This is a genomic window from Saccharomonospora xinjiangensis XJ-54 (assembly GCF_000258175.1).
GTDB lineage: Bacteria > Actinomycetota > Actinomycetes > Mycobacteriales > Pseudonocardiaceae > Saccharomonospora > Saccharomonospora xinjiangensis.
The window spans coordinates 3,355,333-3,381,195 of record NZ_JH636049.1; the positions used below are offsets into that span (position 1 = coordinate 3,355,333).

The 25,863-nt window shown below is 67.9% G+C and carries 21 protein-coding genes; 9 read left to right on the forward strand and 12 right to left on the reverse strand.

All coding sequences use genetic code 11. The features are described from left to right. Window positions 1-507 precede the first annotated feature (507 nt). From SACXIDRAFT_RS15200 to SACXIDRAFT_RS15215, 4 genes are all read left to right on the forward strand, one after another. On the forward strand, window positions 508-2,121 hold the full coding sequence (locus tag SACXIDRAFT_RS15200; RefSeq protein WP_006239471.1) for a carboxyl transferase domain-containing protein: 1,614 nt from the start codon (window positions 508-510) through the stop codon (window positions 2,119-2,121). A 5-nt stretch (window positions 2,122-2,126) separates the two neighbouring features. Continuing rightward, on the forward strand, window positions 2,127-4,109 hold the full coding sequence (locus tag SACXIDRAFT_RS15205; RefSeq protein WP_006239472.1) for an acetyl-CoA carboxylase biotin carboxylase subunit: 1,983 nt from the start codon (window positions 2,127-2,129) through the stop codon (window positions 4,107-4,109). After that, on the forward strand, window positions 4,106-5,263 hold the full coding sequence (locus SACXIDRAFT_RS15210; RefSeq protein ID WP_006239473.1) for an acyl-CoA dehydrogenase family protein: 1,158 nt from the start codon (window positions 4,106-4,108) through the stop codon (window positions 5,261-5,263). The genes SACXIDRAFT_RS15205 and SACXIDRAFT_RS15210 overlap by 4 nt, the downstream gene beginning before the upstream one ends. Before the next feature lie 228 nt (window positions 5,264-5,491). Further along, on the forward strand, window positions 5,492-5,926 hold the full coding sequence (locus SACXIDRAFT_RS15215; RefSeq protein WP_006239474.1) for an SgcJ/EcaC family oxidoreductase: 435 nt from the start codon (window positions 5,492-5,494) through the stop codon (window positions 5,924-5,926). Between the two features lie 7 nt (window positions 5,927-5,933). Here the strand turns inward: SACXIDRAFT_RS15215 and SACXIDRAFT_RS15220 are convergent, their stop codons facing one another. After that, entirely contained in the window at window positions 5,934-6,530 is a 597-nt protein-coding gene (locus SACXIDRAFT_RS15220) for an FMN reductase (protein ID WP_006239475.1), read from the reverse strand. Further along, window positions 6,527-7,615: an LLM class flavin-dependent oxidoreductase gene (locus tag SACXIDRAFT_RS15225; RefSeq protein ID WP_006239476.1), complete on the reverse strand. Its 1,089-nt coding sequence runs from the start codon at window positions 7,613-7,615 to the stop codon at window positions 6,527-6,529. The genes SACXIDRAFT_RS15220 and SACXIDRAFT_RS15225 overlap by 4 nt, the downstream gene beginning before the upstream one ends. A 473-nt stretch (window positions 7,616-8,088) precedes the next feature. Here SACXIDRAFT_RS15225 and SACXIDRAFT_RS15230 point away from each other — a divergent pair, with 473 nt between their 5' ends. Beyond that, window positions 8,089-9,012: an NADP-dependent oxidoreductase gene (locus SACXIDRAFT_RS15230; RefSeq protein ID WP_040922698.1), complete on the forward strand. Its 924-nt coding sequence runs from the start codon at window positions 8,089-8,091 to the stop codon at window positions 9,010-9,012. Window positions 9,013-9,161: 149 nt separating this feature from the next. Here the strand turns inward: SACXIDRAFT_RS15230 and SACXIDRAFT_RS15235 are convergent, their stop codons facing one another. From SACXIDRAFT_RS15235 to SACXIDRAFT_RS15245, 3 genes are all read right to left on the reverse strand, one after another. After that, complete coding sequence (locus SACXIDRAFT_RS15235) at window positions 9,162-9,737, reverse strand: DUF488 domain-containing protein (protein WP_006239478.1); 576 nt, start codon at window positions 9,735-9,737, stop codon at window positions 9,162-9,164. 95 nt (window positions 9,738-9,832) lie between these two features. Beyond that, complete coding sequence (locus tag SACXIDRAFT_RS15240; protein WP_006239479.1) at window positions 9,833-10,204, reverse strand: VOC family protein; 372 nt, start codon at window positions 10,202-10,204, stop codon at window positions 9,833-9,835. 213 nt (window positions 10,205-10,417) lie between these two features. Continuing rightward, a complete protein-coding gene (locus SACXIDRAFT_RS15245; RefSeq protein WP_006239480.1) occupies window positions 10,418-10,903 on the reverse strand; it encodes an Ig-like domain-containing protein in 486 nt (161 codons plus the stop codon). Window positions 10,904-11,257: 354 nt separating this feature from the next. On the opposite strand from SACXIDRAFT_RS15245, the gene SACXIDRAFT_RS15250 reads away from it, so the two are divergent. Both SACXIDRAFT_RS15250 and SACXIDRAFT_RS15255 read left to right on the forward strand, forming a co-directional pair. Continuing rightward, window positions 11,258-11,617 carry a hypothetical protein gene (locus tag SACXIDRAFT_RS15250; protein WP_006239481.1) on the forward strand — a complete coding sequence of 120 codons (360 nt, stop codon included), beginning with the start codon at window positions 11,258-11,260 and terminating at the stop codon, window positions 11,615-11,617. Between the two features lie 198 nt (window positions 11,618-11,815). Continuing rightward, window positions 11,816-12,271, forward strand: coding sequence for a GNAT family N-acetyltransferase (locus tag SACXIDRAFT_RS15255; protein ID WP_232285313.1), 456 nt, complete (start codon window positions 11,816-11,818; stop codon window positions 12,269-12,271). A gap of 294 nt (window positions 12,272-12,565) precedes the next feature. Here SACXIDRAFT_RS15255 and SACXIDRAFT_RS15260 read toward each other — a convergent pair whose 3' ends face one another. The 3 genes from SACXIDRAFT_RS15260 to SACXIDRAFT_RS15270 all read right to left on the reverse strand — a co-directional run bounded on the left by SACXIDRAFT_RS15260 (window position 12,566) and on the right by SACXIDRAFT_RS15270 (window position 16,383). Next, a complete protein-coding gene (locus SACXIDRAFT_RS15260) occupies window positions 12,566-13,774 on the reverse strand; it encodes an acyl-CoA dehydrogenase family protein (protein WP_006239484.1) in 1,209 nt (402 codons plus the stop codon). Further along, complete coding sequence (locus SACXIDRAFT_RS15265; RefSeq protein WP_085978663.1) at window positions 13,771-15,072, reverse strand: acyl-CoA dehydrogenase family protein; 1,302 nt, start codon at window positions 15,070-15,072, stop codon at window positions 13,771-13,773. The genes SACXIDRAFT_RS15260 and SACXIDRAFT_RS15265 overlap by 4 nt, the downstream gene beginning before the upstream one ends. A gap of 108 nt (window positions 15,073-15,180) precedes the next feature. Beyond that, window positions 15,181-16,383 (reverse strand): TetR/AcrR family transcriptional regulator, encoded by a 1,203-nt coding sequence (locus SACXIDRAFT_RS15270; protein WP_006239486.1) that lies wholly within the window; start codon window positions 16,381-16,383, stop codon window positions 15,181-15,183. Window positions 16,384-16,517: 134 nt separating this feature from the next. Here SACXIDRAFT_RS15270 and SACXIDRAFT_RS15275 point away from each other — a divergent pair, with 134 nt between their 5' ends. Next, window positions 16,518-17,729 (forward strand): acetyl-CoA C-acetyltransferase, encoded by a 1,212-nt coding sequence (locus SACXIDRAFT_RS15275; RefSeq protein ID WP_006239487.1) that lies wholly within the window; start codon window positions 16,518-16,520, stop codon window positions 17,727-17,729. Window positions 17,730-17,745: 16 nt separating this feature from the next. Further along, window positions 17,746-19,914: a 3-hydroxyacyl-CoA dehydrogenase NAD-binding domain-containing protein gene (locus SACXIDRAFT_RS15280; protein WP_006239488.1), complete on the forward strand. Its 2,169-nt coding sequence runs from the start codon at window positions 17,746-17,748 to the stop codon at window positions 19,912-19,914. Between the two features lie 477 nt (window positions 19,915-20,391). Here SACXIDRAFT_RS15280 and SACXIDRAFT_RS15285 read toward each other — a convergent pair whose 3' ends face one another. The 4 genes from SACXIDRAFT_RS15285 to SACXIDRAFT_RS15300 all read right to left on the reverse strand — a co-directional run bounded on the left by SACXIDRAFT_RS15285 (window position 20,392) and on the right by SACXIDRAFT_RS15300 (window position 25,696). Next, window positions 20,392-21,951 (reverse strand): acetolactate synthase large subunit, encoded by a 1,560-nt coding sequence (locus tag SACXIDRAFT_RS15285; protein ID WP_006239489.1) that lies wholly within the window; start codon window positions 21,949-21,951, stop codon window positions 20,392-20,394. Window positions 21,952-21,953: 2 nt separating this feature from the next. Then, window positions 21,954-23,336, reverse strand: a complete 1,383-nt coding sequence (locus SACXIDRAFT_RS15290; RefSeq protein WP_006239490.1) for an FAD-binding oxidoreductase — start codon at window positions 23,334-23,336, stop codon at window positions 21,954-21,956. Between the two features lie 575 nt (window positions 23,337-23,911). After that, window positions 23,912-24,409 carry a DUF3830 family protein gene (locus SACXIDRAFT_RS15295; protein WP_006239492.1) on the reverse strand — a complete coding sequence of 166 codons (498 nt, stop codon included), beginning with the start codon at window positions 24,407-24,409 and terminating at the stop codon, window positions 23,912-23,914. A 33-nt stretch (window positions 24,410-24,442) separates the two neighbouring features. After that, a complete protein-coding gene (locus SACXIDRAFT_RS15300; RefSeq protein ID WP_006239493.1) occupies window positions 24,443-25,696 on the reverse strand; it encodes an aspartate aminotransferase family protein in 1,254 nt (417 codons plus the stop codon). Window positions 25,697-25,863 lie beyond the last annotated feature (167 nt).

Genomic DNA, 25,863 nt, shown 5'->3' on the forward strand with positions numbered 1-25,863 from the left:
TGCCGGACTGAACTGCAGGAAGGCCTGCCGAGCCGATACTGCCGGACGGCCTGCCGAACATTCGGGAACGGGCCGGTCAGGGCCTAGAGCGGGCCGGGGCGGGACTGAGGAAGTGCCGGCGAAGTGCTCGGGAAGGGCCGGGAAGGGCTCGGGAAGGGCCGCCGCCCGAAGGGGCAGGCGGCCCTTCCCGCGTGTCCGCACCTTATGCGCAGGTGTTTGCACCTCATGTTCGTGTCCGCACCTTATGCGCAGGTGTTCGCACTCCCTGCACGTTCGGGCTGGCTTCCATCGGCGTCGAAGTGCAGACACGCGTACAGGAAGTGCGGACACGAGACGCTTCGGTTCGTGTCCGCAGTCTGTGTACGGGTGTTTGCATCGTGCGATGCCAACACGGGTGCGGGAAGTGCGGACACGGGTGCGGGAAGTGCGGACACGGTGTGGACAGGTGGCGTTAGTCCGCACTAACATCTCCCGAGTGCTGTTAACGGGTGCTAACTTGGTGGTGTGATGGACACTCCTGTTCTCGCCAGCGCTGTGGACACCCGCAGTGAGTCGTTCGAGCGCAACGCCGCTCACCACGCGGAGCTGGTCGCCGACCTCCGCGAGCGGTTGGGCTCGGTGCGCCTCGGGGGTCCTGAGAAGGCGCGGGCCAAGCATGTCGAGCGCGGCAAGCTGCTGCCGCGTGATCGGGTCGATGCGTTGCTCGACCCCGGCTCGCCGCTGCTGGAACTGTCGCCGTTGGCCGCCAACGGCCTCTACGACGACGAGGCACCCAGCGCGGGCATCATCACGGGTGTCGGCCGCGTGTCCGGCAGGGAATGCGTCATCGTCGCCAACGACGCCACCGTCAAGGGCGGTACCTACTACCCCCTGACCGTGAAGAAGCACCTGCGCGCGCAGGAGGTGGCGCTGTCCAACAACCTCCCCTGCCTCTACCTCGTGGACTCGGGCGGTGCCTTCCTGCCGCATCAGGACGAGGTCTTCCCCGACCGCGAGCACTTCGGCCGGATCTTCTACAACCAGGCGACCATGTCGGCGCGTGGCATCCCGCAGATCGCCGCCGTGCTCGGCTCGTGCACGGCAGGCGGCGCGTACGTTCCCGCGATGAGTGACGAGGCCGTGATCGTCAGGAACCAGGGCACGATCTTCCTCGGCGGTCCGCCGCTGGTGAAGGCCGCGACGGGGGAGGTCGTCTCGGCGGAGGACCTCGGCGGCGGCGACGTGCACGCACGTTCGTCCGGGGTCACCGACCACCTCGCGGCCGACGACGCCGACGCGCTGCGCATCGTGCGTTCCATCGTCTCGACGCTCGGTCCGCGCGCGCCACGTCCGTGGGAGGTCGCGCCTTCCGAGGAGCCCGCCGTCAATCCCGAGGAGCTCTACGGCGTCGTGCCTTCCGATCCGCGCACGCCGTACGACGTGCGGGAAGTCATCGCCCGCGTCGTCGATGGCAGCCGGTTCGCCGAGTTCAAGAAGGAGTACGGCGCCACGCTCGTCACCGGGTTCGCCCGCATCCACGGACATCCGGTCGGCATCATCGCCAACAACGGTGTGCTCTTCGCGGAATCGGCGATGAAGGGCGCGCACTTCATCGAGCTGTGCGATCGGCGTTCGGTGCCGCTGGTGTTCCTCCAGAACATCACCGGGTTCATGGTGGGCAGGGACTACGAGGCTGGCGGTATCGCCAAGCACGGCGCGAAGATGGTCACCGCTGTGGCGTGCGCGCGGGTTCCGAAGTTCACGGTGATCATCGGCGGGTCGTTCGGAGCGGGCAACTACTCGATGTGCGGGCGGGCGTACTCGCCACGGTTCCTGTGGATGTGGCCGAACGCGCGGATCTCCGTGATGGGCGGTGAGCAGGCCGCCTCCGTGCTGGCCACCGTGCGAAGGGACGGTCTGGAATCGCGTGGCCAGGAGTGGTCCGCCGAGGACGAGGAGGCGTTCAAGAATCCCATCAGGGACCAGTACGAGCGCCAGGGCAACCCCTACTACTCGACGGCCCGGCTGTGGGACGACGGCGTGATCGACCCGATGGACACGCGCAGGGTGCTCGGCTTGGCCCTTTCCGCCTCGGCCAACGCGCCGCTGGAGCCGGTCAACTACGGCGTCTTCAGGATGTGATGAGCATGTTCGACACCGTGTTGGTCGCCAACCGTGGCGAGATCGCCGTGCGGGTCATCGCGACCCTGCGGCGGCTGGGCATCCGGTCGGTGGCCGTCTACAGCGACGCCGACGCCGATGCAAGGCACGTCGCGGAGGCCGACGTGGCGCGCAGGGTCGGTCCTGCCGATGCCGCCCGAAGCTATCTGTCCATTCCGGACATCGTGGCCGCCGCGCTGGAGACCGGCGCGCAGGCTGTGCATCCCGGGTACGGCTTCCTCTCCGAGAACGCCGCGTTCGCGAGGGCGTGCGAAGAGGCGGGGATCGTTTTCGTCGGGCCTCCTGTCGCGGCCATCGACGCGATGGGCGACAAGATCCGTGCGAAGGAGACGGTGTCGGCCGCCGGGGTCCCCGTGGTGCCGGGAGCCAACGACGTGTCCGATGTGGACTCGGTCGCCGCGGCTGCCGAGCGGGTCGGCTACCCGGTGTTGCTCAAACCCTCCGCCGGTGGTGGCGGCAAGGGTATGCGGCTCGTGCGGGAGCAGGCCGAGCTGGTGGCGGCCGTCGAGTCGGCGCAGCGGGAGGCGCGGGGTGCCTTCGGCGACGAGAGGTTGCTCGTCGAGCGGTTCGTCACCGACCCGAGGCATATCGAGATCCAGGTTCTCGGCGACGGCCACGGCACCGTGGTGCACCTCGGCGAGCGTGAGTGCAGCCTCCAGCGGCGGCACCAGAAAATCGTGGAGGAGGCTCCTTCCGCGTTGCTCGACGCGAGCACTCGCGCCCGCATGGGCAAGGCCGCCGTCGAGGCGGCCCGCTCCGTGGGTTATGTCGGCGCGGGCACGGTCGAGTTCATCGTGTCGTCGTCGGCGCCCGACGAGTTCTTCTTCCTCGAGATGAACACCCGCCTCCAGGTCGAGCACCCCGTCACCGAGTTGGTGACCGGGCTCGACCTCGTGGAGTGGCAACTGCGGGTCGCGGCAGGTGAGCCGCTGGCCTTCACCCAGGACGACGTGCGCCTCGAAGGGCACGCCGTCGAGGCCCGCGTCTACGCCGAGGACCCCGCGCGGGACTTCGTGCCGACCGGTGGCACCGTCCTTGGCCTGGACGAGGCCGAGGGCCCGCACGTGCGGGTGGACTCGGGGCTGCGGCAGGGCACGGTCGTGGCATCGAACTACGACCCCATGCTGGCGAAGGTGATCGCGTGGGGGCCCGACCGGGCCTCGGCCCTCAACCGGCTCGATCGCGCGCTGGCCGACACCACGGTGTTGGGTGTCCCGACGAACGTGCCGTTCCTGCGCGCGCTGGTGCGCCACCCCGATGTGGTCGCAGGCAGGCTCGACACGGGCCTCGTCGAGCGGGAACTGTCCGCTCTCACCGACGAGTACGACGTCGAGGAATTTCTGATCGCGGCGGCTCTCGACCGCGTGCTGTCGCTGTGGCCCACCGGCGAGCTGATCGACCCGTGGGACGTGCCGGACGGCTGGCGCATCGGCGGTAACGCCGGGGTGACGATGCGGCTGAAGGCCGGTGCGGCCGAGGCCGTCGTGCGTGTCGAAGGGACCCCGGCGGAGGCTCGCGTCGTGGTGGACGACGCCGATCCGGTGTCCGTCTCGGCCTCCCGCGAGGGGGCTGATCTCGTCGTGCGGGTGGCGGGTGAACGCCGGGCCTACCGGCGAGCGGAGGCTCCCGACGGCGCTGTCTGGTACGCGAGGGAAGGCAGGGCCGTCGCGGTGAGCGAGCGGCCGAACCTCTTGGCCTCGCACGGCGAATCCGTGGAGGCGGGACCGGTGACGAGCCCCATGCCGGGCACGGTGCTGGTCGTCAAGGTCGCACCGGGTGACGCGGTGAAGGCCGGAGCGCCACTGCTCGTCGTCGAGGCGATGAAGATGGAACACACGATCACGGCACCTGTGGACGGTGTCGTGACGCAGTTGAACGTGCGGGCGGGCCAACAGGTGGCGCTCGACGAACCCCTTGCTCTGGTTACCCCGGAAGAAGGCGCATCATGATCGATTACAGGCTGGACGAGGAGTACGAGGACTTGCGCACCACGGTGCGTGATTTCGCCACGTCCGAGGTGGCCCCGGTGATCGGGGAGTTCTACGAGCGCGAGAAGTTCCCGTACGACATCGTGAAGCGCATGGGGGAGATGGGTCTGTTCGGCCTTCCGTTCCCCGAGTCGTACGGCGGGATGGGCGGCGACTACTTCGCGCTGTGCCTCACCCTTGAGGAACTGGCGAGGGTCGATTCGTCGGTCGCGATCACCCTGGAGGCGGGGGTGTCGCTCGGTGCGATGCCCCTCTACCGGTTCGGCACCGAGGAGCAGAAGCAGCGGTGGCTGCCCGAGTTGTGTGCCGGCAGGGCGCTCGGCGCGTTCGGGCTCACGGAACCGGGCGGCGGTTCGGACGCTTCGGCCACCCGCACCACGGCGAAGCTCGACGGCGGGGAGTGGGTGATCAACGGCAGCAAGTCTTTCATCACCAACTCCGGTACCGACATCACCAGCCTTGTCACAGCCACGGCGGTCACGGGGCAGAGGCCGGACGGGCGCAAGGAGATCTCCGCGATCATCGTTCCGTCGGGCACCCCGGGGTTCACGGTGCAGCCGCAGTACTCGAAGGTCGGGTGGAACGCCTCCGACACGCACGGGCTCACCTTCGACGACTGCCGGGTTCCCGAGGAGAACCTGCTCGGTGAGCGCGGCAGGGGCTACGCGCAATTCCTGTCCATTCTGGACGAGGGAAGGGTCGCGATCGCGGCGCTGTCGGTGGGGCTCGCACAGGGGTGTGTTGACGAGTGCCTGCGCTACGTCAAGGAACGCGAGGCGTTCGGCCACAAGATCGGTGAGTACCAGGCGATCCAGTTCAAGATCGCCGACATGGAGCTGCGCGCCCACACGGCGAGGCTGGCATATTACCAGGCAGCGGCCAAGATGCTGCGCGGCGAACGCTTCAAGAAGGAGGCGGCCATCGCCAAGCTCGCCGCTTCCAACGCCGCGATGGACAACGCCCGCGACGCGACGCAGATCTTCGGCGGGTACGGGTTCATGAACGAGTACCCCGTCGGCCGCTTCTACCGCGACGCCAAGATCCTGGAGGTCGGCGAGGGCACGAGCGAGGTGCAGCGCATGCTGATCGCGAGGGAACTGGGCGTGACGAGCTGACCCGACCCCGACGCCGTGTCCGCACCCAGTGCACGCGTGTCCGCAGTCTGTGCACGTGAGTTGGCAGTCTGTGCACGTGAGTTCGCACTTCCTGTACACCCCCAGTACGAGAGGTGCGGACACGCGTGCGAGAGGTGCGGACACGCGTGCGGGAAGTGCGGACACGCGTGCGAGAAATGCGGACACGGTGCTTGACCTTCAGCATGCTGGAGGTTGGAGGGTGGTGTCATGACAACAGCAGACCTACCACCCCTCGTCGAGTACTCCTCACCGGCCGAGGACGACATCGCCGCCATCCGGCAGATCATCGCCGACACCGAGACCGCGTACAACACCAACGACGCGGAGCTGATGACGAAACATTTCGCCTGCAACGCGACGGTGGTCAACGCGATGGGCGTGACACTGTCCGGAGTGGACGAGATCGTGGAGTCCACGAGGCAGGGGCTCGCCGGTTTCCTTCGCGACGAACACGTCCGCTACGACCTGCTCGACGTGCTCTTCGTCCGGCCGGACGTGGCGCTGGCGTACAAGGGCGCGCGGGCCACCGACGCCGAGGGCAACCTCCTCGACGCCGAGCACGTGATGAAGGTCCTCTACGTCGTCGTGAAGGAGGACGGCCGCTGGTGGGCTGTGGCCAGGCACCACACTCTCGTGCGCTGAGCCGCCGTCATCGGCCCTGCCGTCGCAGCAGCTCGTCGAAGGGTACGAACTCCTCCTCCGGCTCGGCTGCGGCGGTTCGGCCGTTCAGCGCGTCGGCGAGCTCTCCTGCCGCCCTGTCGATGCGCTGCGAGAGTTCCGCCGCGCCCTCGCCGCCCCAGTCCTGCGACGCGGCATACACGCCGGTCGGCATGACGATCGCCCTCAGGTAGGCGAACATCGGCCGCACGGCGTGCTCCAGCGCGAGGGAGTGCCTCGGGGTGCCGCCCGTGGCGCCGATGAGCACTGGCTTGCCCCGCAGGGCCGTGTTGTCGAGCACGTCGAAGAACGACTTGAACAGTCCGCTGAAGGATGCCGTGAAGATCGGCGTGACGGCGATGAGAGCGTCCGCTTTGGACACGGCGTCGAGCTGTTCGGCCAGCGCGGGGGGCGCGAAGCCGGTGACGAAGTTGTCGGCGACGTCGCGTGCGTGATCCCGCAACTCCACGACGTGGGGCTCCACGGGGACGCGCAGGGCGACGGCCTCGGTCAGCCGGTCGGCGAGCAGCCGGCTTGACGACGGGTTGGTGAGCCCTGCCGTGACGACGGCGAGGTTGCGGACACTCATGGTTGCTCGCTCCTGTTCTGCTTCGCCGCTCGCAACGATTCGTGGGTTGGCGCGTCGGGCACACCCGGCGCCCGCAGCGCGGCGAACTCCCTGCGCAACACGGGCACGATTTCCCCGAGCAGATCGAGCTGTTCGAGCACGGTCTTCAGCGGCAGGCCGGCGTGGTCCATGAGGAACAGTTGCCGCTGGTAGTCGCCCGCGTACTCGCGGAAACTCAGCGTGCGGTCGATGACCTGCTGCGGGCTGCCGACGGTGAGCGGGGTCTGCTCGGTGAAGTCCTCCAGTGACGGTCCACCGCCGTAGACGGGGGCGTGATCGAAGTACGGACGGAACTCGCGGACGGCGTCCTGCGAGTTCTTGCGCATGAACACCTGCCCGCCGAGGCCGACGATCGCCTCGTGTGGTTCGCCGTGGCCGTGGTGCGCGTATCGCTCGCGGTAGAGGGCGACCATGCGCTTGGTGTGCTCGGCGGGCCAGAAGATGTTGTTGTGAAAGAAGCCGTCGCCGTAGTAGGCGGCCTGCTCGGCGATCTGGGGACTGCGGATGGAGCCGTGCCAGACGAACGGCGGAACGCCGTCCAGCGGCCGGGGTGTTGCCGTGAAGCCCTGCAACGGGGTGCGGAACCTGCCCTGCCAGTCAACGACGTCGGAGCGCCACAACTCGTGCAGCAGCGCGTAGTTCTCCACAGCCAGCGGAATGCCCTGCCGGATGTCCTGGCCGAACCACGGGTATACCGGGGCAGTGTTGCCCCGGCCCAGCATGACGTCCACCCGCCCGTCGGCGAGGTGCTGCAACATCGCGAAATCCTCAGCGATCTTCACGGGGTCGTTGGTGGTGATCAACGTCGTCGAGGTGGAGAGGATCAGCCGCTCGGTGCGCGCGGCGATGTAGCCGAGCATGGTCGTCGGTGACGACGGCACGAACGGCGGATTGTGGTGCTCTCCCGTGGCGAAGACGTCGAGTCCGACCTCCTCGGCCTTGAGCGCGATGCGCACCATCGCCTTGATGCGCTCGTGCTCGGTGGGGGTCCGTCCGGTGGTTGGATCGGTCGTCACGTCGCCCACGGTGAAGATGCCGAACTGCATGGTGTCACCAGACCCGTAAGTAGTTGTGCGTTCAACTACCACTGTAACGCGAGGCGGAGGGAGATATTCCGGTAGGCGGTCCGGCCGCGATGGGCCGTGATTTGTCACTCCTGCTCCGGCGGGCCGGTAGCTCGTGACTTCCTTCTTCGGCGGGCCATAGGCCGATTTGTGCCAGTCGTGGCTGGTAAGGCTGCCCCTGCTCGCGTGCGACCTTGTACGCTAGGCAGCGTTTTTCGGGTGACGGGCTGGTCTGAGACGGGCCAGCGTTAGCTTCTGATCACCTTGATCGTCCCCCGAGCGGGCCCGGCGTGGCCTACTACGAGGACGCGCAGGGCGGCGGTGTGCTCGTCCACGCTGGCGTCGTCTCACCGCACCCACCGGTGAGGCCGACGGGCCTGCTGATCGTGGACCTTCCACCGGTCGAGCAGGTTGCGACCGGAATAGCCACCGCGAGGCTCGTCGTTGCCGTTGGTATGCGAGCGATCATCCAAGAGCAGTACGGCGGGCCGGACGTGTTGACGCTGGCGGAACGGCCGGACCCGAAGGTGGCGCCGGGTGAATTGCTCATCCGTGTGAAGTCCGCAGGCGTCAACCCCGTTGACTGGAAACTTGGTGCCGGCTATCTCGACTCGATGATGGAAGCTCGGTTCCCGATCATTCCGGGGTGGGACGTATCCGGTGTCGTGGAGGCTGTCGGGCTCGACGTCCACGAATACCGGGTCGGCGACGAGGTCATCGGTTACGCGCGCAAGGACTGGGTGGCCAACGGTACGTACGCGGAACTCGTGGCCGCGAACGTACGCCACATCGCGGCCAAACCGAGGGCACTGGACTGGAACGAGGCGGCCGGGTTGCCGCTGGCCGGGCTCACCGCGTATCAGATGCTCGACCGGGCCCGCATCGCTGAGGGCGACACCGTGGTCGTGCATGCCGCAGCGGGTGGTGTGGGGACGTTCGCCACCCAGCTCGCCGTCGCCCGTGGCGCGCGGGTCATCGGGACGGCATCGGAGCGCAACCACGACTTCCTGCGCGAACTCGGAGCCGAGCCCGTCACCTACGGCGACGGGCTTGTCGAGCGGGTGCGGGCTCTGGCACCGGAAGGTATCGACGCCGCCGTTGACTGCGTTGGCGGCGAGTCGATCGACGCCTCGCGGGAGCTGCTGAAAGACCTCTCGCGCCTGGTGTCCGTGGCCGATCCGAGGGCCGAGGAACTCGGTGGCGCCAGCATGTGGGTCCGGCCGAGCGCCGCCGACCTCACCGAGCTGTCCAGGCTCGCGGACGCCGGTGAGCTGCGCGTGTTCGTGGACCGCGTGCTGCCGCTGGAGGAAGCCGCCGAGGCCTGGCGGCTGAGTCAGGAAGGCCGCGCCCGAGGCAAGATCGTCCTCTCGGTGAGCTGACCCGCTCGGGCGTGTCCGCACTTCTCGCACGGGTGTTGGCACTTTCCGCACGGGTGTTGGCACTTCTCGCACGAGTGGTGACGGACAGGCGTGCGTGAGGTGCCAACTCGCGTGCACAGGCTGCGGACACGCCCGGCCTGCTCCCGGCGCTACCCGCCCTGCTTGTCGTAGACGAGCAGGTGCTCCTCCTCCACCAGCCTCGCCTCAGGGCTTGGTCGGTGGGGACGAAGCGAGCCGTCGGGCATGAGGTGCCGCACGTCCACGTCGCACGCGAGCACCAGATAGTCGGAGATCAGTTTGCGGTGGCAGCGCCACCACACCGACTCCGCGCACATGACCGCGGTCGCGCCGTCCTTCGCGCTGGCAACCAACTCGTCGATGGCGGTGCGGAATTCCCCGGTCCGCATGTGCGCGGCGTAGCCCCGGAACGACTCGTTGCGCAGCGCGAGGTCAGGAGAGTCCGGCTCACGCCGTCGCCAGCCGCCCAGCCGCTCGTCCCAGCGGTAGTCGATCCCCGCCTGCGGCAGCCAGCGGGACATCGCCGCCCGCGCCGTGTGCGGGTTGCGGCGGCTCCCTGGCGCGGTGCGCACGTCGATCAGTATCCGCACGCCGACATCCCGCAGCAGCCGGGTGATCGTCTCGGGGGCGGCTGTGCCGTGGCCGAACGTGACGATCTGCGGGCGAGTGCTGCCGGTGTCGTCGGGCTGATGTGTCCGTCGTCCCATCGAATCATCGTCGCGTGGATGCGCGCGCCCAGCATGGGACTGCGGCTCGACGGTACTGACCCGGCCGGGTCCGTGTGCGCCCGCCCGGCGCGACGTCAGCGGCCCGGACGTTCGTTGAACTGCAGCCGGTGGCCGTCCGGCGCTTCCACCGTGGCGTACGTGCCCCACGGCTCGCTCACCGGATCCGACACGACCGCACCCCGAGCGCGCAGTTCGGCCACCGTCGCGGCCACGTCATCAGCGGCGAAGGTCAGATAGGCGCCCTCACCGGGGGTCTTCCCGAACGCCGCCGCAGACGATAGGACGATCGACGTCTGGGCACCGGGTGGCCTGACCTCGACCCAGCGCGAGCCTTCGCCCATGTCCGCGTCCATGACGACCTCGAATCCGAGCACGTCGCGGTAGAACTCCAGCGCCTTGTCCTGATCACCCACGTACAACACCGCGGACGCCACCTTCGTGATCATGAGCTTCTCCCTGGGAGACAGTGTCCGAGAGTGCCGAAAATACCGGTGCCGGGGCTTGATCGGCCGCGAACGCGGAGGGTTGCCCGCTTCCGTGGTTCTCCTCGCCTACCGGGAACGTGAGGACCTCACCCGTGCACAAGCTGCGCCCGGGTGACGTCTGGCGCGAAGGGCGCCGGGCCCCGCGACACGACGCGGAGCCCGGCGTGGTCCTTTCTAGATGGGCTGGAACGTCAGCGGTGCCGTGGCCGTCGCGGGGGCGTGGGTGGCGTCGCCTGCGAAGGTGGCGGTGTAGCGGGTGGTGGTGATCAGGGTTACGGCGGGCGAGGCCACGTAGGCGGATTCCATCGCTGCCGGGGCCGAGGCGGGCACGGCGGACGGCGGCGTGATGACCACGGGCACCGGTGCCGAGGTGGCCGGTGGGTTGGTCGCGTCACCGCTGTAGCGGGCGGTGAGTTGATGCGGCCGAGCGTCGTTGACCCTCAATCCACTGAGGAGCAACGTCGTGCTGCCGGTCGCGCCCAGTGGTGCCGTTTCGAGTTCGGTGCCCCCGTCGTACACGGTCACCGACCCGGTCGGTGTGCCCGTGCCGGGGCGATCGGGGGCCACGGTGACCGTTATCGGCACCGGCCGACCCTCCGAAACGAAGGTCCTTTCCGGAATGACGAACAGGCGTGTCGTCGCGGTCGTGGAATTGCTCATGATTTTCTCTCCAGCAGGCAACGGGGGTGCGTTGACTGATGGGGCGCGCTCCATCTCGACGTAGGCGCTTCACCCGGCACGCCAAGGCATTCGCGAAGTGCCGGACCACCTACGAACACAGAGAATAGGTGTAGAGCTACTTCTGTAATGGTCTGTTCGGGTTTCGTTGTCACACCCACACGTCGGCAAGCGCCGGTGACCGCCTGTGCGGTCGCGCGCGAATGATCGTTGAACGACTGGGAATTTCGTTCGATCTTCGTGGGACTGAGGAGGATTCCGCATTTCCTGAACAGGATCGTCCGAAATTAGGTGAAACAATTTTGAGTCCGCCTTCCAGGCCGGTAGCATTCCCGGATGGGCAGCTTCTGGTTGCCGCCGGACTCACCGTCCGCGGCGAGTATCGGAGAGGACTGGGCGCCGATACCACTTCAGGCTCCGGCGGAGTGGACAGTTCACAAGAACGCCATCGTCGCCCGGCGGCTGCCGTCGGGGCGCTACGAGGTGAACGACTCCGAAGACCTGTTCTGGGCCAGCAAACGCCCACCGGCAGGGGAGCGGGAGGACATCCACCTCGATGCGGGCTGGTACGGGTCACGCTTCCGATTGGTTGTCTTCGTCCGCGACTGGGACCACATCCGCCGGGATCTTTCCACCACGGATCTGGGGGAGTTCATCACCACCCTGGAGTCGTGGCTGGCGGGCAGTCATGGTTGAGTTCCGTTAGATGGGTGACTGAGCGATTCACGCTCGACCTTCATCCGGGAATTCTGCTCCAGAGGACTCGCTTTCCGGCTTCGCTTGCCGTGGACGGCTGGGAAGGACGAAGGTCGCAGCATGGTGGCAGCCTCTCCAGCACCGGTGGTCCGGTTCGCATGTGCTGATGACGCGGATGCGATCGGGCGGATCCACGTCGTGTCTTGGCGTGCCGCGTACGTCAACGTGCTACCGGGGGACTACCTGGCAGGCTTGTCGATCACCGACCGGCAGCGCGCGTGGCGGCGATGGTTCATCGCTTCGCACAGGTCGGCGCGGGTCCTGGTTGTGGCTGACGGTGAAACGGTCGTGGGTTTCGCGTGCGTGGGTGCCTCCCGCGACGATGACGCAGCGGCCGCGACCGGTGAGCTGCAGAGCATCTACCTCGACCCAGCGAAGTGGGGCCTCGGGCTGGGCCGTCTGCTGCATGCCGAGGCTCTGGCGACGCTGCGGCGCGACGGCTATCGGCGCGCCACGCTGTGGGTACTGGACGGCAACGCCGTGGCGCGGCGGTTCTACGAGCGAGCAGGGTGGACGGAAGACGGCGCGACCAAAGTAGACACGATCGGATCGAGCCCACCGTTGAAGGAGGTCCGGTACCTGCGGGCGCTGTGAGCGCCGATCACCTGCGGTCCCGCGAGAGCGCCGCTTGCCCAAAACTTTATTCGGCGAACGACGGTCCACGGATTCGATGACTCGGGTTCAGCAACCCGGCGACGCACCGGTCGAGCTCGGGATTCTTCTTGATGCGGTCGGCCCGAGGCATGTTCTTCGGTAACATGCGGCGCTCATGGTCCCTCCGGCTTATGGAATGCACAGTCACCGGCCTGACGGTCGGTGAAGGTCTGAAAGCATGACCGCCCGCCACAGCAAAACCGCAGTGGACGGACGGTTTCCCTTGGCGTGTAATTACTTCAACTCCGCGCTCGTCTTGCCCAGCAGCCTGCGGGCGACGATGAGTTGCTGGATCTGTTGCGTGCCTTCGAAGATGTCCAAGATCTTCGAGTCGCGCGCCCACTTCTCCAGTAGCGAATCCTCCGTGTACCCGAAGGTGCCCGCGAGTTCGACGCAGGCGAGCGTGATGTCCACGACCGTGCGGCCCGCCTTGGCCTTCGCCATCGACGCCTGTAGCGAGTTCGGCTTGCGGTTGTCGGCCATCCACGCCGCTTCCAGCGTCGTGAGGTACGCGGCCTCGTAGTCGGCCTCCAGTCGCAACAACGTCGCCGCTGCGGCGTGCTGTGCCAGGGCAGGTTTGTCGTAGTCCACTTCGACACCGGCCTCGGCCAGGATCCTCCGGGTCTCCTCCAGCGCCGCTCTCGCGACACCGACGGCCATCGCGGCCACCAGCGGGCGGGTGTTGTCGAAGGTCTGCATGACCCCCGCGAAACCCTTCTTGGTGTCGATCTCCGGGGAGCCGAGGAGATTGCGGCTCGGCACGCGACAGTTGTCGAAGCGCAACACCGCCGTGTCGGACGCGCGGATGCCGAGCTTGTGTTCCAGCCGCACCACCTCGAAGCCGGGCGTGCCCTTCTCCACGACGAACGACTTGATGGCCGCGCGGCCCTTGCTCTTGTCCAGCGTCGCCCACACCACCACGGCATCGGCGCGTTCGCCGGACGTGACGAAGATCTTCTCGCCGTTGAGGACGTAGTCGTCGCCGTCCTTGGTGGCAGTGGTGGTGATGGCGGCCGAGTCGGAGCCGCAGCCGGGTTCGGTGATGGCCATAGCCGCCCACAGCTTGCCGAAGCGTTCGAGTTGCTCGTCGTTCGCCACCGACGCGATGGCCGCGTTGCCGAGTCCCTGCCTCGGCATCGACAGCAGCAGCGCCACGTCGCCCCAGCACAGCTCGATGGTGCCGAGCACGGTGAGCAGGTTGCCGCCGTTGCGGTTGGCGCCGGAATCCGTGTCGTCCTTGCGGCGCACTCCCGCCGCGCCCGCGCCGCCCTCCCCGGAGGTGTTCAGCCCGTCCAGCAGCGCGGCCAGCATGTCCAGTTCGATGGGGTAGGCGTGCTCGGCGCGGTCGTACTTGCGTGAGATCGGCCGGAACACCTCCGTCGCGGCCTGCCTTGCCTGGTTGATTAGGGCCTTGGCCTTCTTCGGGACCTCAAGATTGATCATGCCGTGACGACCCCTTCCATGACGCCGACCGCCCGCAGGTCGCGATACCAGCGCTCCACCGGGTGTTCCTTGATGAAGCCGTGCCCGCCGAGCAACTGCACGCCCGCGTTGCCGATCCACATGCCCTTCTCGGCGGCGAGCGTGCGCGCGAGCGCCACCTCGCGAGCATGCGACCTGCCCTGCTCCATCCGTGCCGCTGCCCGCAGGGTCACCAGCCGCAGACCCTCCAGCTCGATCCCGATGTCGGCCACCTGGAATGCCACGCCCTGCCGGTGGCTGACGGGTTCGCCGAACGCCTCCCGCTCGTTGACGTACGGGACGACGTAGTCGAGCACGGCCTTCGCGGTGCCGCACGCGAGCGCCGCCCACGCCAGGCGTGAGGAACGCACCACGTCCGTGAACACCTCACGCTTCCCGCCGCCGATCAGTGCGCTCGCGGGCAGGGACACGCCGTCAAGCACGAGCCTGCCCGTCGCGGCGCCGCGCAGGCCCATCGCGGGTTCCGGCTCGACCGAAACGCCGTCGGTGCCGGACTCAACGACGAACAGTGCGGGACCACCCTGCGGGCCTTCCAGGGTGGCCGACACGATGAACAACTCCGCCTGCGCCACCCTCGGCACCAGGTTCTTGACACCGTCGAGGCGGTAGCCGCCGGGGGTGCGGCGCGCGGTGGTCTTCGGGGAGAACACGTCGAACAGCGGTGTGCGCTCCTGCAATGCGAGTGCCGCGGCGGGCACGTCGTCGCCGGTGAACGCGGGCAGGTAGGTCGCTTGCTGATGGGCGTCGCCGTGACGCACGAGTACGCTGCTCACCGCCGACGGCGCGAGCACGGCGACCGCAAGGCCGAGATCGCCGTGGGCGAGGGCTTCGGCGACGAGGACGTTCGTCACCGCCGACCGTTCGGTGCCGACGCCGCCGACCTCTTCCGGGATGCCGACCACCGTCAGGCCCAGTTCCGCCGCGCGGGTGAGCAGGTCGCCGGGAGGCGCGAGCGTGGTGTCGGCCTCGGCGGCGGCAGTCCGGAGTTGCTCGGCGGCGAATTCCGTGACCGTTTCGACGATCATCTGCTGCTCGTCGTCCGGCGTCAGGTCGAACAGGCCCGCCTCCGGGGCGGGAGCCAGCCGCGCGGGCTTGCCGAGCCGGGTGGGCGCCGTGAACGCCCGCTGCGCCGCGCCCGCCGCCTTGAAACCTCCGCGCGTGGCTGTGGCCACGATCCTCTCCACGGGTTTGCGCAGTCCGGCGCGGTCGAGCAGTGGGCTTCCGGCGAGCCGGTTGAGCGCCGCGAGACCGAAGCCCATGGCGTCGCGTCGCGCTGTTTCGTGTCGGGCCACAGTGCTCCCCTCCGTGTACCTACTCGCGAGTAGGTTAACCGGTGGGATGGGCGTTCCGCCAGTAGGGTCGGCGGCTCAGTCGATGTCGAGCACCGCGTGGAGCAATGTGGTCAGCTCGGCGACCAGGTTCGGTCGTGAGGCCACCCTCCGTGTCCGCGTGAGGTCGTTGGCGATGGTCAGCGCGGCATGCACGGTGATCTTCGCCTCGCGGCTGTCCATCCCGGGATGCACGGCCTCCAGCAGCCGCACCCACTGCGCCACGTAGTCTCGCTGGATCCGCAGCAGTTCAGGCCTGTCCTTCTCGTCGATGTGCACGTGATCCGCCGAGAACGCCACGAGCAGTTCGGGAGGGCCCGTCAGCGTGCGGACGTAGGAGCCGGCGAGCCTGCGTAGCGCCTCCCGCTCGTCGGCGGGGGCGCTCGCTCGCAACGCCTGGTCGGCGGCGAACATCAGCCGGTCGCCCGCGCGCCTGCCGATCGCGGCGAGCAACGCGGCCTTGCTGGGGAAGTGCCGGTAGACGCTGGGGCCCGCGATGCCAGCCGCCTTGCCGATGTCCTCCATGCTGACGTCGGTGAACCCCCGCCTGCGGAACAACTCGGCCGCCTCGGTGAGCAGTTGTTCCCGCCGCGACGGCCTGCCGAACGTGAGTGCGGGCGCCGACGGCTCGGTCGGCCGCTCACCGGGTTCCGGCAGATCCGCGTGCAGCACGCGCAGCGCCAGCGTGGTGAGCAGATCGGTGAACCGGCGTTTGGCCAGCGTCGTGTGGTGCACGGACACGCTGCCGAACACCGACAGCGTGGCCCAGCACAGCAGTTCGGCGTCCTCGCCGGAAAGGCCGGGGCGCTTGCGCAGGAGCACTGTCGCCCACTGTGCCAGCATGGCCGTCGAGCGGCGCCGGATCTGTTGCTGTGCCTCGGCGTCGAGGTGACGTCCCTCCCAGCGCCACAGCGCGGCGGTGTCCCTGCGCTCCACCGAGCGGGCGGCGAGACCGGTGAGCAACTCCCTGATGCGCTCGTACGACTCGGTGCGGCTCTCGTCGAGCGCGGCCTCCGTCGCCTCTTCCATGTCGCTCAGCCCGGTGAGCAGTACGTGCGCGAGGATGGCCTGCTTGTCGGCGAAATGCCGATAGAGGGCGGGGCCTGTCACTCCCGCCGCCGCAGCGATGTCGTTGATGCCCACGCCGTGGTAGCCGCGCTGCCGGAACAGCTCGGACGCGACCGAGGCGAGCTGGGCCCTGCGGTCGCGCGGACGCCTGTTCCTGCCGTTTCCATCATCCATAACGTGAGCCCACCCTAGCTTTTGTTGACGGGAAGGCAACCCTGTGAACCCGTTGACAACCTCGGACGATGCGGGACTATGTTAGTAGCGATTAGCACCACGAACGGCAATCTGCGCCAGGAAGGACCTCAGGCGTGAGTACAGAGGCGTTCATCTACGAGGCGATCCGTACGCCTCGTGGCAAGAACAAGGGTGGTTCCCTCCACGGAACCAAGCCGATCGACCTGGTGGTCGGCCTGATCGACGAACTGAAGGCGCGGCACCCGGGCCTCGACCCGGCGCTGATCGACGACATCATCCTCGGTGTCGTCTCGCCGGTCGGCGACCAAGGCGCCGACATCGCGCGTGCTGCCGCGATCGCGGCCGGGCTGCCCGACACGGTGGCGGGTGTGCAGCTCAACCGCTTCTGCGCCTCGGGGCTCGAAGCCGTGAACCAGGCGGCGCAGAAGGTGCGAGCCGGGTGGGACGACCTCATCATCGGCGGCGGCGTCGAGTCGATGTCGCGTGTGCCCATGGGCTCCGACGGTGGCGCGATGTTCACCGACCCCGCCACCAACTACGACTCCTACTTCGTGCCGCAGGGCATCGGCGCCGACCTGATCGCCACGACCGAGGGCTTCTCCCGCGAGGACGTCGATGCCTACGCCGTGCGCTCCCAGCAGAGGGCCGAGGCGGCGTGGGCGGGCGGTTACTTCTCCAAGTCCGTCGTGCCGGTCAAGGACATGAACGGCGTGACCATCCTCGACCACGACGAGCACCGCAGGCCCGGCACCACGCTGGAGGCCCTGGCCAAGCTCAGGCCGTCGTTCGCGGACCTCGGTGACTTCGCCGGGTTCGACGCCGTGGCGCTGCAGAAATACCACTGGGTCGAGAAGATCGACCACGTGCACACCGGCGGTAACTCGTCGGGCATCGTCGATGGCGCAGGCATCGTCCTCGTCGGCAGCGAGGAGGTCGGCAAGCGGATCGGCATGGAGCCGAGGGCTCGCGTCGTCGCCACCGCCGTCACCGGCTCCGACCCGACGATCATGCTGACCGGTCCGACACCTGCCACGGAGAAGGTGCTGGCCAGGGCTGGCCTCACGATCGACGACATCGACCTGTTCGAGCTGAACGAGGCATTCGCCGCCGTCGTCCTCAAGTGGATGAAGGACCTGAACATCCCTGAGGAGAAGGTCAACGTCAACGGTGGCGCCATCGCCATGGGGCACCCGCTCGGCGCGACCGGCGCGATGATCCTGGGCACCATGGTGGATGAACTGGAGCGCCGCCAGGCCCGGCGCGCGCTCGTGACGCTGTGCATCGGCGGTGGCATGGGCCTCGCCACGATCATCGAGCGCGTGTGAGGAACGAGAACAAACGATGACTGAATCCAAGACCATCCGCTGGGAACAGGACTCCGACGGCATCGTCGTGCTGACACTCGACGACCCGAAGCAGTCGGCGAACACCATGAACGCCGACTTCCGCTCCTCGCTGCGCGTGATCGTCGATCGCCTCGAAGCGGAGAAGGACTCCATCACCGGTGTGGTGCTGACCTCGGCGAAGAAGACGTTCTTCGCTGGTGGCGATCTCAACGACCTCATCAAGGCGACGCCAGCCGACGCCGAGGCGATCACCGAGATGTCCAACGCCATGAAGCAGGACCTGCGCCGCCTTGAGACCCTGGGCAAGCCGGTCGTCGCCGCCATCAACGGCGCGGCGCTCGGCGGCGGGCTGGAGATCGCGCTGGCCTGCCACCACCGCGTCGTCGCCGATGTGAAGGGCGTCCAGATCGGACTCCCCGAGGTGAGCCTCGGCCTGTTGCCCGGCGGCGGTGGCATCGTGCGCACCGTGCGCCTGCTCGGCATCCAGAACGCCGTGCTCAACGTCCTCGTGCAGGGTCAGCGGCACAAGCCTGCCAAGGCGCTGGAACTGGGCCTGGTGCACGAACTCGTGGGTTCGGTGGACGAGCTGCTGCCCAAGGCCAAGGAATGGATCAAGGCCAACCCCGAGGCTCAGCAGCCGTGGGACGCCAAGGGCTACAAGATCCCCGGTGGCTCGCCGTCGAACCCCAAGTTCGCCGCGAACCTGCCCGCGTTCCCCGCGACGCTGCGCAAGCAGCTCAAGGGCGCGCCGATGCCCGCCCCGCGCGCCATCCTTGCCGCGGCGGTCGAGGGCGCGCAGGTGGACGTCGATACCGCGTTCAAGATCGAGACTCGGTACTTCGTCAGCCTCGTCACCGGCCAGGTCGCGAAGAACATGACGAAGGCGTTCTTCTTCGACCTCCAGCACATCAACTCCGGTGGTTCACGGCCCGACGGGTTCGAGAAGTACCAGGCGCGCAAGGTCGGTGTGCTCGGCGCGGGCATGATGGGCGCCGGTATCGCCTACGTGTCGGCGAAGGCGGGCATCGACGTCGTCCTCAAGGATGTCTCCAAGGAGAACGCCGAGAAGGGCAAGGACTACGCCCGCAAGCTCGAAGAGAAGGCCCTGAAGCGCGGCAAGACCACCGAGGAGAAGTCGAAGGCGCTGCTGGACCGCATCGTCACCACCGGCGACGCGGCCGACCTCGCAGGCGTTGATTTCGTGATCGAGGCCGTTTTCGAGAACACCGAGCTGAAGCACAAGGTGTTCGCCGAGATCGAGGACGTCGTCAACCCCGACGCGGTGCTCGGCTCCAACACCTCCACGCTGCCCATCACCGGCCTTGCCGAGGGCGTCACGCGGCAGGAGGACTTCATCGGCATCCACTTCTTCTCGCCGGTGGACAAGATGCCGCTCGTGGAGATCATCCGTGGGAAGCAGACCTCGGACGCCACGCTGGCGAAGGTTTTCGACTACACGTTGCAGATCCGCAAGACGCCGATCGTCGTCAACGACAGCAGAGGATTCTTCACCAGCCGCGTGATCGGCACGTTCCTGAACGAGGCCGTGGCCGCGGTGGGCGAGGGCGTCGAGCCCGCGACCATCGAGCAGGCCGGTGCGCAGGCCGGATATCCGGCACCACCGCTGCAACTCATGGACGAGCTGACGCTGACGCTGCCTCGCAAGATCCGCGCCGAGACGAAGGCCGCCGTCGAAGCGGCAGGCGGCACGTGGGTGGCGCACCCGTCGGAGGCCGTCATCGACCGGATGCTCGACGAGTTCGACCGTTTGGGCCGCTCGGCGGGCGCGGGGTTCTACGAGTACGACTCCGAGGGCAAGCGGGCCGGACTGTGGCCGGGGCTGCGGGAGGCGTTCGGCAGCGGCAGCGGCGACGTGCCGTTCACGGACCTCCAGGAGCGGATGCTGTTCGCCGAGGCGCTGGAAACCGTGAAGTGCTTCGACGAGGGCGTGCTCAACTCCGTGCAGGACGCCAACATCGGTTCGATCTTCGGTATCGGCTTCCCGGCGTGGACCGGTGGTGTGGTGCAGTACATGAATCAGTACGAGGGCGGGCTGAAGGGCTTCGTCGCGAGGGCGCGTGAGCTGGCGCAGCGCTACGGCAGCCACTTCGAGCCGCCTGCCTCGCTGGCGGAGAAGGCCGAGAAGGGCGAAATCTTCGAGTAAGCCTCCCCCGAGAAACCCCACGGAGTGGGGCGCCGCGGGGTGGGACGCACGGAGCGGGTTCGCAGTGTGGGGCGTCCGCGGCGTGGGGTCTCGCAGTGTGGGTCTCGCAGTGTGGGACAGGTTTCACCGTGTGGATGAGGGCCACCGACTCGTACAGGGCCGGTGGCCCTCGCCGTGCCTGCACTTCCTGCACTCGTGTTGGCAGTTCCTGCGCCCGTGTCCGCAGTTCCTGCACTCGTGTCCGCACTTGCTGTACGTGTGTCGGCAGCTGCTGCACCGGGTCCGTGAGCTGTGCATCTGTTCTGTCGGCCCCGACTCGTTTCCGCATGCGCGACGTGCTCCCGTGACCTGAGGACAGCACTCAGGCTGTAAGCGCAGACCCAACGTGCAAACATCCGTGCGCAGGCTGCGGACACGGACGTGCAGTGCAAACAACCGTGCACAGGGTGCGGACACGGCTTCCGGGGGCAGAGCCGGTCAGAGCAGGGGCGGCACCATGGCTTCGATGAGGTGGGGGCCCGGCTCCGAGACCGCACGGCGGAACTGCTCCGCGAGTTGTTCGGCCGTCTTCGCCCTGGTGGCGGGGACGCCGAAGCCCTCGGCCATGCGCACGAAGTCGAGGTCCGGTGTGGACAGATCGAGCAGGCTGCCTGCCTTCGGTCCCGACGACTCCGCGCCAACCCGCTGCAATTCCATCCGCAGGATGGCGTAGGCGCGGTTGTTGAGCACCACCGTTGTGACGTTCAGGTTCTCCCGAGCCTGCGTCCACAGTGACTGGACGGTGTACAGCGCGCTGCCGTCGGACTCCAGGTTGATCACCGGGCGGTCTGGCGCCGCGATGGCCGCGCCCGTGGCCACCGGCATGCCCTGCCCGATCGCTCCTCCGGTCAACGTCAGCACGTCGTGGCGGGGGGCTCCGGCGGTGGCCATCGGCACCAGTAATCCGGACGTGTTCGCCTCGTCGGAGACGATCGCGCCCTCGGGAAGCAGCGCGCCGATCACCTGCGCCCAGTTCTGCGGCGTCAGGTCGCCGGTCGGCAGCTCCGGCCGCTGGGCGGGCGCGAGGTCCGGTTCAACTCCCTCAGCCACCTCGTCGGCCAGCTCTTCGAGAGCCGCGACGACATCGTCGCCCACCTCGGCCAGCATGTGGACGTGGGCACCTTCCGGCACGAGGTCGCTCGCCTTGCCGGGGTAGGCGAAGAACGACACGGGAGGGCGGGTTCCCGCGACGACGATGTGCCGCACGCCGTCGAGCTGGTAGGCCACCTGCTCGGCGAGGTAGCCGAGCCGCTCGATGTTGGGAAGGCCTGCGCCGCGTTCGATGCGGGCGGGGAATGTCTCCGCGAACGGCTTCGCCGACGTGGCCTTCGCGATGCGGCTCAACGCGCGCATCCCGGCCTCGCGGCACCCTGCTCCGCCGACCAGCACGGCCACCGGTTCGTCACCGCGCAGAACGTCGGCGACGGTCTTCACAACGGCCGAGGCCACGGGGCGCGGCGCACGCGGGGGAACCGGCGCGGCAGGGGCACCACCTTCGCCCCACGACACGTCGGCCGGCAGGATCAGCGTCGCCACGCGACCTGGTGCGTCCTTGGCCGCCGCGACCGCAGCCGCCGCGTCGGCACCGACGTCGGCCGTGCTCGACGACCGCCGAACCCAGCCGTTCAGCGACCCGGCCAGAGCCTCGATGTCGGATTCCAGCGGCGCGTCGAACTTCTTATGGTAGGTCGCGTGATCGCCGATCACGTTGACGACGGGCGTGTGTGCGCGGCGGGCGTTGTGCAGGTTCGCGATCCCATTCGCGAGCCCTGGACCGAGGTGGAGCAGCGTCGCCGCCGGTTTGCCCGCGACGCGGCCGTACCCGTCGGCCGCTCCGGTCACGACGCCCTCCGACAGGCCGAGCACTCCCCGCACCTGGGGCACGTCGTCGAGCGCGGCGACGAAGTGCATCTCCGACGTGCCGGGGTTGGTGAAGCACACGTCAACGTCGGCATCGACGAGAGTGTGGATCAACGACTGTGCGCCGTTCATTGCCATGTCTAGTCCTCTCGGCCGAAGAGCACGCCGGGGTTCAGGATGCCCGCGGGGTCGAAAGCGCGCTTCACCCGGCTCATCAGTTCGATCTTGACTGGGTCCTCCAGCTTGAGGAAGTGTTCCTTCTTCGCCCTTCCGATGCCGTGTTCGCCGGAGATCGCTCCGCCGAGCGCCATACTCGCGGCGAAAATCTCGTGCAGGAGCTGGGAACGCTTGTCCTTGTCCTTCTGGAAGACAGCGAGGTGCACGTTGCCGTCGCCCGCGTGCCCGCAGCCGACCACGCCTGACTCCGTGCGCGCCGCGGCGGCCTGCGACTCGGCGAGAAACGCGGAGAGGGCCGATCGGGGCACGACGACGTCGATCACCTCGTCGGCGCCCGCTGCCTTGGCGGTCCAGAACGCCTTCTCCCTCGCTTCGACGAGTTTGCGCGCCGAGGGGCCTTCGAGCACGTAGACGTCGGAGGCTCCGAGTTCGGTGAGCAGGGTCCCGAGTACCTCGACGTCACCGGCGAGCCGGTCGGCGTCCCTGTTCTCCAGAGCCACGACGAGGTACGCCTGCGACGACTCGCGCACATCGTCGGGGATGCCGAGGGACAACTCGGCGGTGTGGGTGATGGCGGCCATCGTGAGCGCGTCGATGTATTCGAGGATGTGCGGCGCGAGTCCACTGGAGAGAACGCGGGGAACGGAGCTCATCACCGTGTCGAGTGCGGGGAAGGGCGCGAGGACCGTCGTGTCGTGGGGGAGGCGGGGGTGCAGTTTGACGATCACCTCGGTGGCGAGCGCGAGCGTCCCCTCAGAACCGATGATCAACTGCGTGAGGTCGTAGCCGGTGGAGGTCTTGACTGTCCGGCCTCCGGTGCGGATCAGTTCACCCGTCGGCAGCGCGGCCTGGAGGCCGAGAATATTGTGCCGGGTGACACCGTACTTGACGGCACGCATGCCGCCTGCGTTGGTGCCGACATTGCCGCCGACACTCGCGCTCATCTCACCGGGGTACACGGTGTAGCGGAGACCTGCCTCAGCGGCTCTGCTGTCCAGGTCGGACAGTGACACTCCGGGCTGCACCACGGCGACGTGGTTGACGGTGTCGATGTCGAGGATCGCGTTCATGCGCTCGAACGAGACGACGAGGCCACCGGCCATGGGGCGCGCCGCTCCGGAGAGCCCGGTGCCGGAGCCTCGGGCCGTCACGGGAACGGACTCCTCGGTGGCCAGCCGCAGGACGGCGGCGACCTCGTCGGCGGTTCCGGGTTTCACCACGTGAGCAGGCCGGACCTTGCCACCGGCAAGTGCCTCGTCGCCGGTGTAGTCGTCACCGACGGCGTCGCCGCTCGCCACGTTGTCGGCGCCGACGATCTCGGTCAGCCGCTGCGCTACGTCGCCCATGGGCGGAGAGCCTAGTACGGTGGGGCGCCGGTCGGCTATGAATGATTCTCGCGTTTGGTGGTGAAGGGGCGGGGCCGGCTCCGCGCCAGGTGCCGGCCCCGCGATGTCATGCCATTGCGCCCGGCTCTTAGATCAGCCAGCCGAGGAGGTGGGCGAGGTGTGCCAGCACGCCGGTGATCACGTCGCCTGCGGAGGTCGCGTGCATGACGATGTACTGCATCAGGGGCTCCTTTACCAAGAGGCATTCGTAGGAAGTACTGCGAATTGGTGCGCGCACACCGCTTTCGAAAGCGAGATCGAGATTCGCACCGTGAGACACTCGCTGTCAAAGATCGGGATGTGCGGGCGGAGCCTGATGTGAAATCCCCTCAGTGTAAACACGTACGCCCTTCGTGTTTTACTGAGGGGCCAGCATTTCCATTCGATTGTGACGATTCGTGTTCGCCCGACCGGGTCTTCTGCTGCGATGAGTCGCGGACTTCGTCGGCGCACTTCGCCCATGACACCAACGAGTTACCGCGTCAGTACGAAACGTAAAGATCGCAATAGTACCCGGTCGGGTGAACGACGAGGGTTCACGCGCGGGCGAACGTCAGCGTCTCCCCCTCGACACCCCGCAGCCAGAGGTCCTGCGCCGCGGCCGCCATCTCGTCGAGCCCCTCGACGATCGTGGCGAACACGTTGCCGGGCACCCAGCCGGCGTCACCGTTGATCAGCAGGTTGTTCCGGCCGTAGAAAATGGCGAGATCCGTGGCGCCCTGTTCACTGTGGGCGGCGCTTTCCTCGTCGTAGCCGTATGCGGGATTGCCGATCTCCCATGCCTCGAACCCGAAGTAGACGACGTCGCCGGGAATGGGTGTCACGGTGGGGTTCTCCCGGCCTGGTTGCGGGTCGGCGAACGGCGGCACGAGGGTGTAGACCTCGTTGCGCGCGTACTTCGCGTGGTACGCCGAACCGCTCTGCGGCAGGGCGTCCCACACCGCCTTGCAGGTCCTCGGCGCCTCGGCGTCGAGCAGGCGGGCGCGGCACGAGACGCCACGCTTGTCGAGCGTGATGGTGATGTAGCGGGCCAACAGGAACTCCTCGCGGGTCCGGTAAACGGGTTCTCAGGCGGTGACCGAGGCGACGACGTCGGTCCAGATCTCCAGCGCCTCCTCGATCTGCTCACTGGTGACGACCAGCGGCGGGATCATGCGCACGACGTTCATGAACGCGCCGCAGGTGAGCAGCAGCAGCCCTTTCTCCGCCGCTGCCTTCTGCGCCGCCTGCGCGGTCGCGGTGTCGGGCTTGCCGTCGGACGTCACGAACTCCGATCCGACCAGCAGGCCGAGTCCCCGCACGTCACCGATGCCCGGCGTCTTGTCGCCGACCGCCTTCGCGCCGTCGAGCAGTTGCCTGCCCCGCGCCGCCGCGTTCTCGACGAGGTGCTCCTCCTTGATCACGTCGAGGGTGGCGATGGCAGCCGCGCACGAGACCGCGTTGCCGCCGTAGGTGCCTCCTTGTGAACCCGGCCACGCCTTGCCCATGAGGTCCTTCGACGCGGCGATGCCCGAGAGCGGGAAGCCGCTGGCGAGGCCCTTCGCAATGAGCACGACGTCGGGGCGCACGTCGAAGTGCTCGTGGCCCCAGAACTTCCCTGTGCGCCCGAAACCGGTCTGGATCTCGTCAACGACGAGGAGAATGCCGTGCTCGTCGGCCCGCCGCCGCAGCCCGGCCATGAACTCGGTGTTCGCGGGCACGTAGCCGCCCTCGCCCAGCATCGGCTCGACGAAGAACGCGGCCGTCTCCTGCGGCGAGGTCTGCGTGGCGAAAAGGTAGTCCAGTTCGCGCAGTGCGAACTCCGTCGCCGTCCGCTCGTCCCAGCCGTAGTGGTAGGCGTAGGGGAACGGTGCCACGTGCACGCCGCTCATCAGCGGGGAGAAACCGGCGCTGAAGCGGGTCCCCGACGTCGTCATCGACGCTGCCGCCACCGTGCGGCCGTGGAAGCCGCCCTGGAACACGACCACGTTGGGCCGTCCCGTTGCCTGCCTGGTCAGGCGGAGCGCGGCCTCGACGGCTTCACTGCCAGAGTTGGCGAAGAAGAGCGAGTCGAGGCCCTTCGGCAGCACCTCGCCGAGCCGTTCGCTGAGTTCGAGGAGGGGCTTGTGCATCACGGTGGTGTACTGGCCGTGGATCAGCTTGCCGACCTGCTCCTGCGCGGCGGCCACGACGCGGGGGTGGCAGTGCCCGGTGCTGGTCACGCCGATACCCGCTGTGAAATCGAGGTGACGGCGTCCGCTGGTGTCGTAGAGATAGGCGCCTTCGCCGTGATCGACGACGACCGGGGTGGCCTGCTTGAGGATCGGGGAAAGCTGGGCCATGACTGCGTGCTCCTTTGCGACAGCGGTGGTGGGCGTCGTGTGTGAGGGTGTGCTCGGGTTGACCGTGAGACGCTCCCCGCGGGCGGCGCGGGTGTGCGACCTCACGGGGTTGTAGATTGTCAACAATATTCGTAGCATGGCACCCGCAGCGGCGCAATCAGCGACAG

Coding starts and splice junctions, on each gene's coding strand:
- SACXIDRAFT_RS15220 (WP_006239475.1), bottom strand. CDS start 6,530: ATGAGTGTCCGCAACCTCGCCGTCGTCACGGCAGGGCTCACCAACCCG.
- SACXIDRAFT_RS15260 (WP_006239484.1), bottom strand. CDS start 13,774: ATGATCAATCTTGAGGTCCCGAAGAAGGCCAAGGCCCTAATCAACCAG.
- SACXIDRAFT_RS15200 (WP_006239471.1), top strand. CDS start 508: ATGGACACTCCTGTTCTCGCCAGCGCTGTGGACACCCGCAGTGAGTCG.
- SACXIDRAFT_RS15270 (WP_006239486.1), bottom strand. CDS start 16,383: ATGGATGATGGAAACGGCAGGAACAGGCGTCCGCGCGACCGCAGGGCC.
- SACXIDRAFT_RS15245 (WP_006239480.1), bottom strand. CDS start 10,903: ATGAGCAATTCCACGACCGCGACGACACGCCTGTTCGTCATTCCGGAA.
- SACXIDRAFT_RS15290 (WP_006239490.1), bottom strand. CDS start 23,336: ATGGGCGACGTAGCGCAGCGGCTGACCGAGATCGTCGGCGCCGACAAC.
- SACXIDRAFT_RS15300 (WP_006239493.1), bottom strand. CDS start 25,696: ATGGCCCAGCTTTCCCCGATCCTCAAGCAGGCCACCCCGGTCGTCGTC.
- SACXIDRAFT_RS15210 (WP_006239473.1), top strand. CDS start 4,106: ATGATCGATTACAGGCTGGACGAGGAGTACGAGGACTTGCGCACCACG.
- SACXIDRAFT_RS15280 (WP_006239488.1), top strand. CDS start 17,746: ATGACTGAATCCAAGACCATCCGCTGGGAACAGGACTCCGACGGCATC.
- SACXIDRAFT_RS15240 (WP_006239479.1), bottom strand. CDS start 10,204: ATGATCACGAAGGTGGCGTCCGCGGTGTTGTACGTGGGTGATCAGGAC.
- SACXIDRAFT_RS15265 (WP_085978663.1), bottom strand. CDS start 15,072: ATGGGCTTCGGTCTCGCGGCGCTCAACCGGCTCGCCGGAAGCCCACTG.
- SACXIDRAFT_RS15230 (WP_040922698.1), top strand. CDS start 8,089: ATGCGAGCGATCATCCAAGAGCAGTACGGCGGGCCGGACGTGTTGACG.
- SACXIDRAFT_RS15215 (WP_006239474.1), top strand. CDS start 5,492: ATGACAACAGCAGACCTACCACCCCTCGTCGAGTACTCCTCACCGGCC.
- SACXIDRAFT_RS15250 (WP_006239481.1), top strand. CDS start 11,258: ATGGGCAGCTTCTGGTTGCCGCCGGACTCACCGTCCGCGGCGAGTATC.
- SACXIDRAFT_RS15235 (WP_006239478.1), bottom strand. CDS start 9,737: ATGGGACGACGGACACATCAGCCCGACGACACCGGCAGCACTCGCCCG.
- SACXIDRAFT_RS15225 (WP_006239476.1), bottom strand. CDS start 7,615: ATGCAGTTCGGCATCTTCACCGTGGGCGACGTGACGACCGATCCAACC.
- SACXIDRAFT_RS15285 (WP_006239489.1), bottom strand. CDS start 21,951: ATGGCAATGAACGGCGCACAGTCGTTGATCCACACTCTCGTCGATGCC.
- SACXIDRAFT_RS15205 (WP_006239472.1), top strand. CDS start 2,127: ATGTTCGACACCGTGTTGGTCGCCAACCGTGGCGAGATCGCCGTGCGG.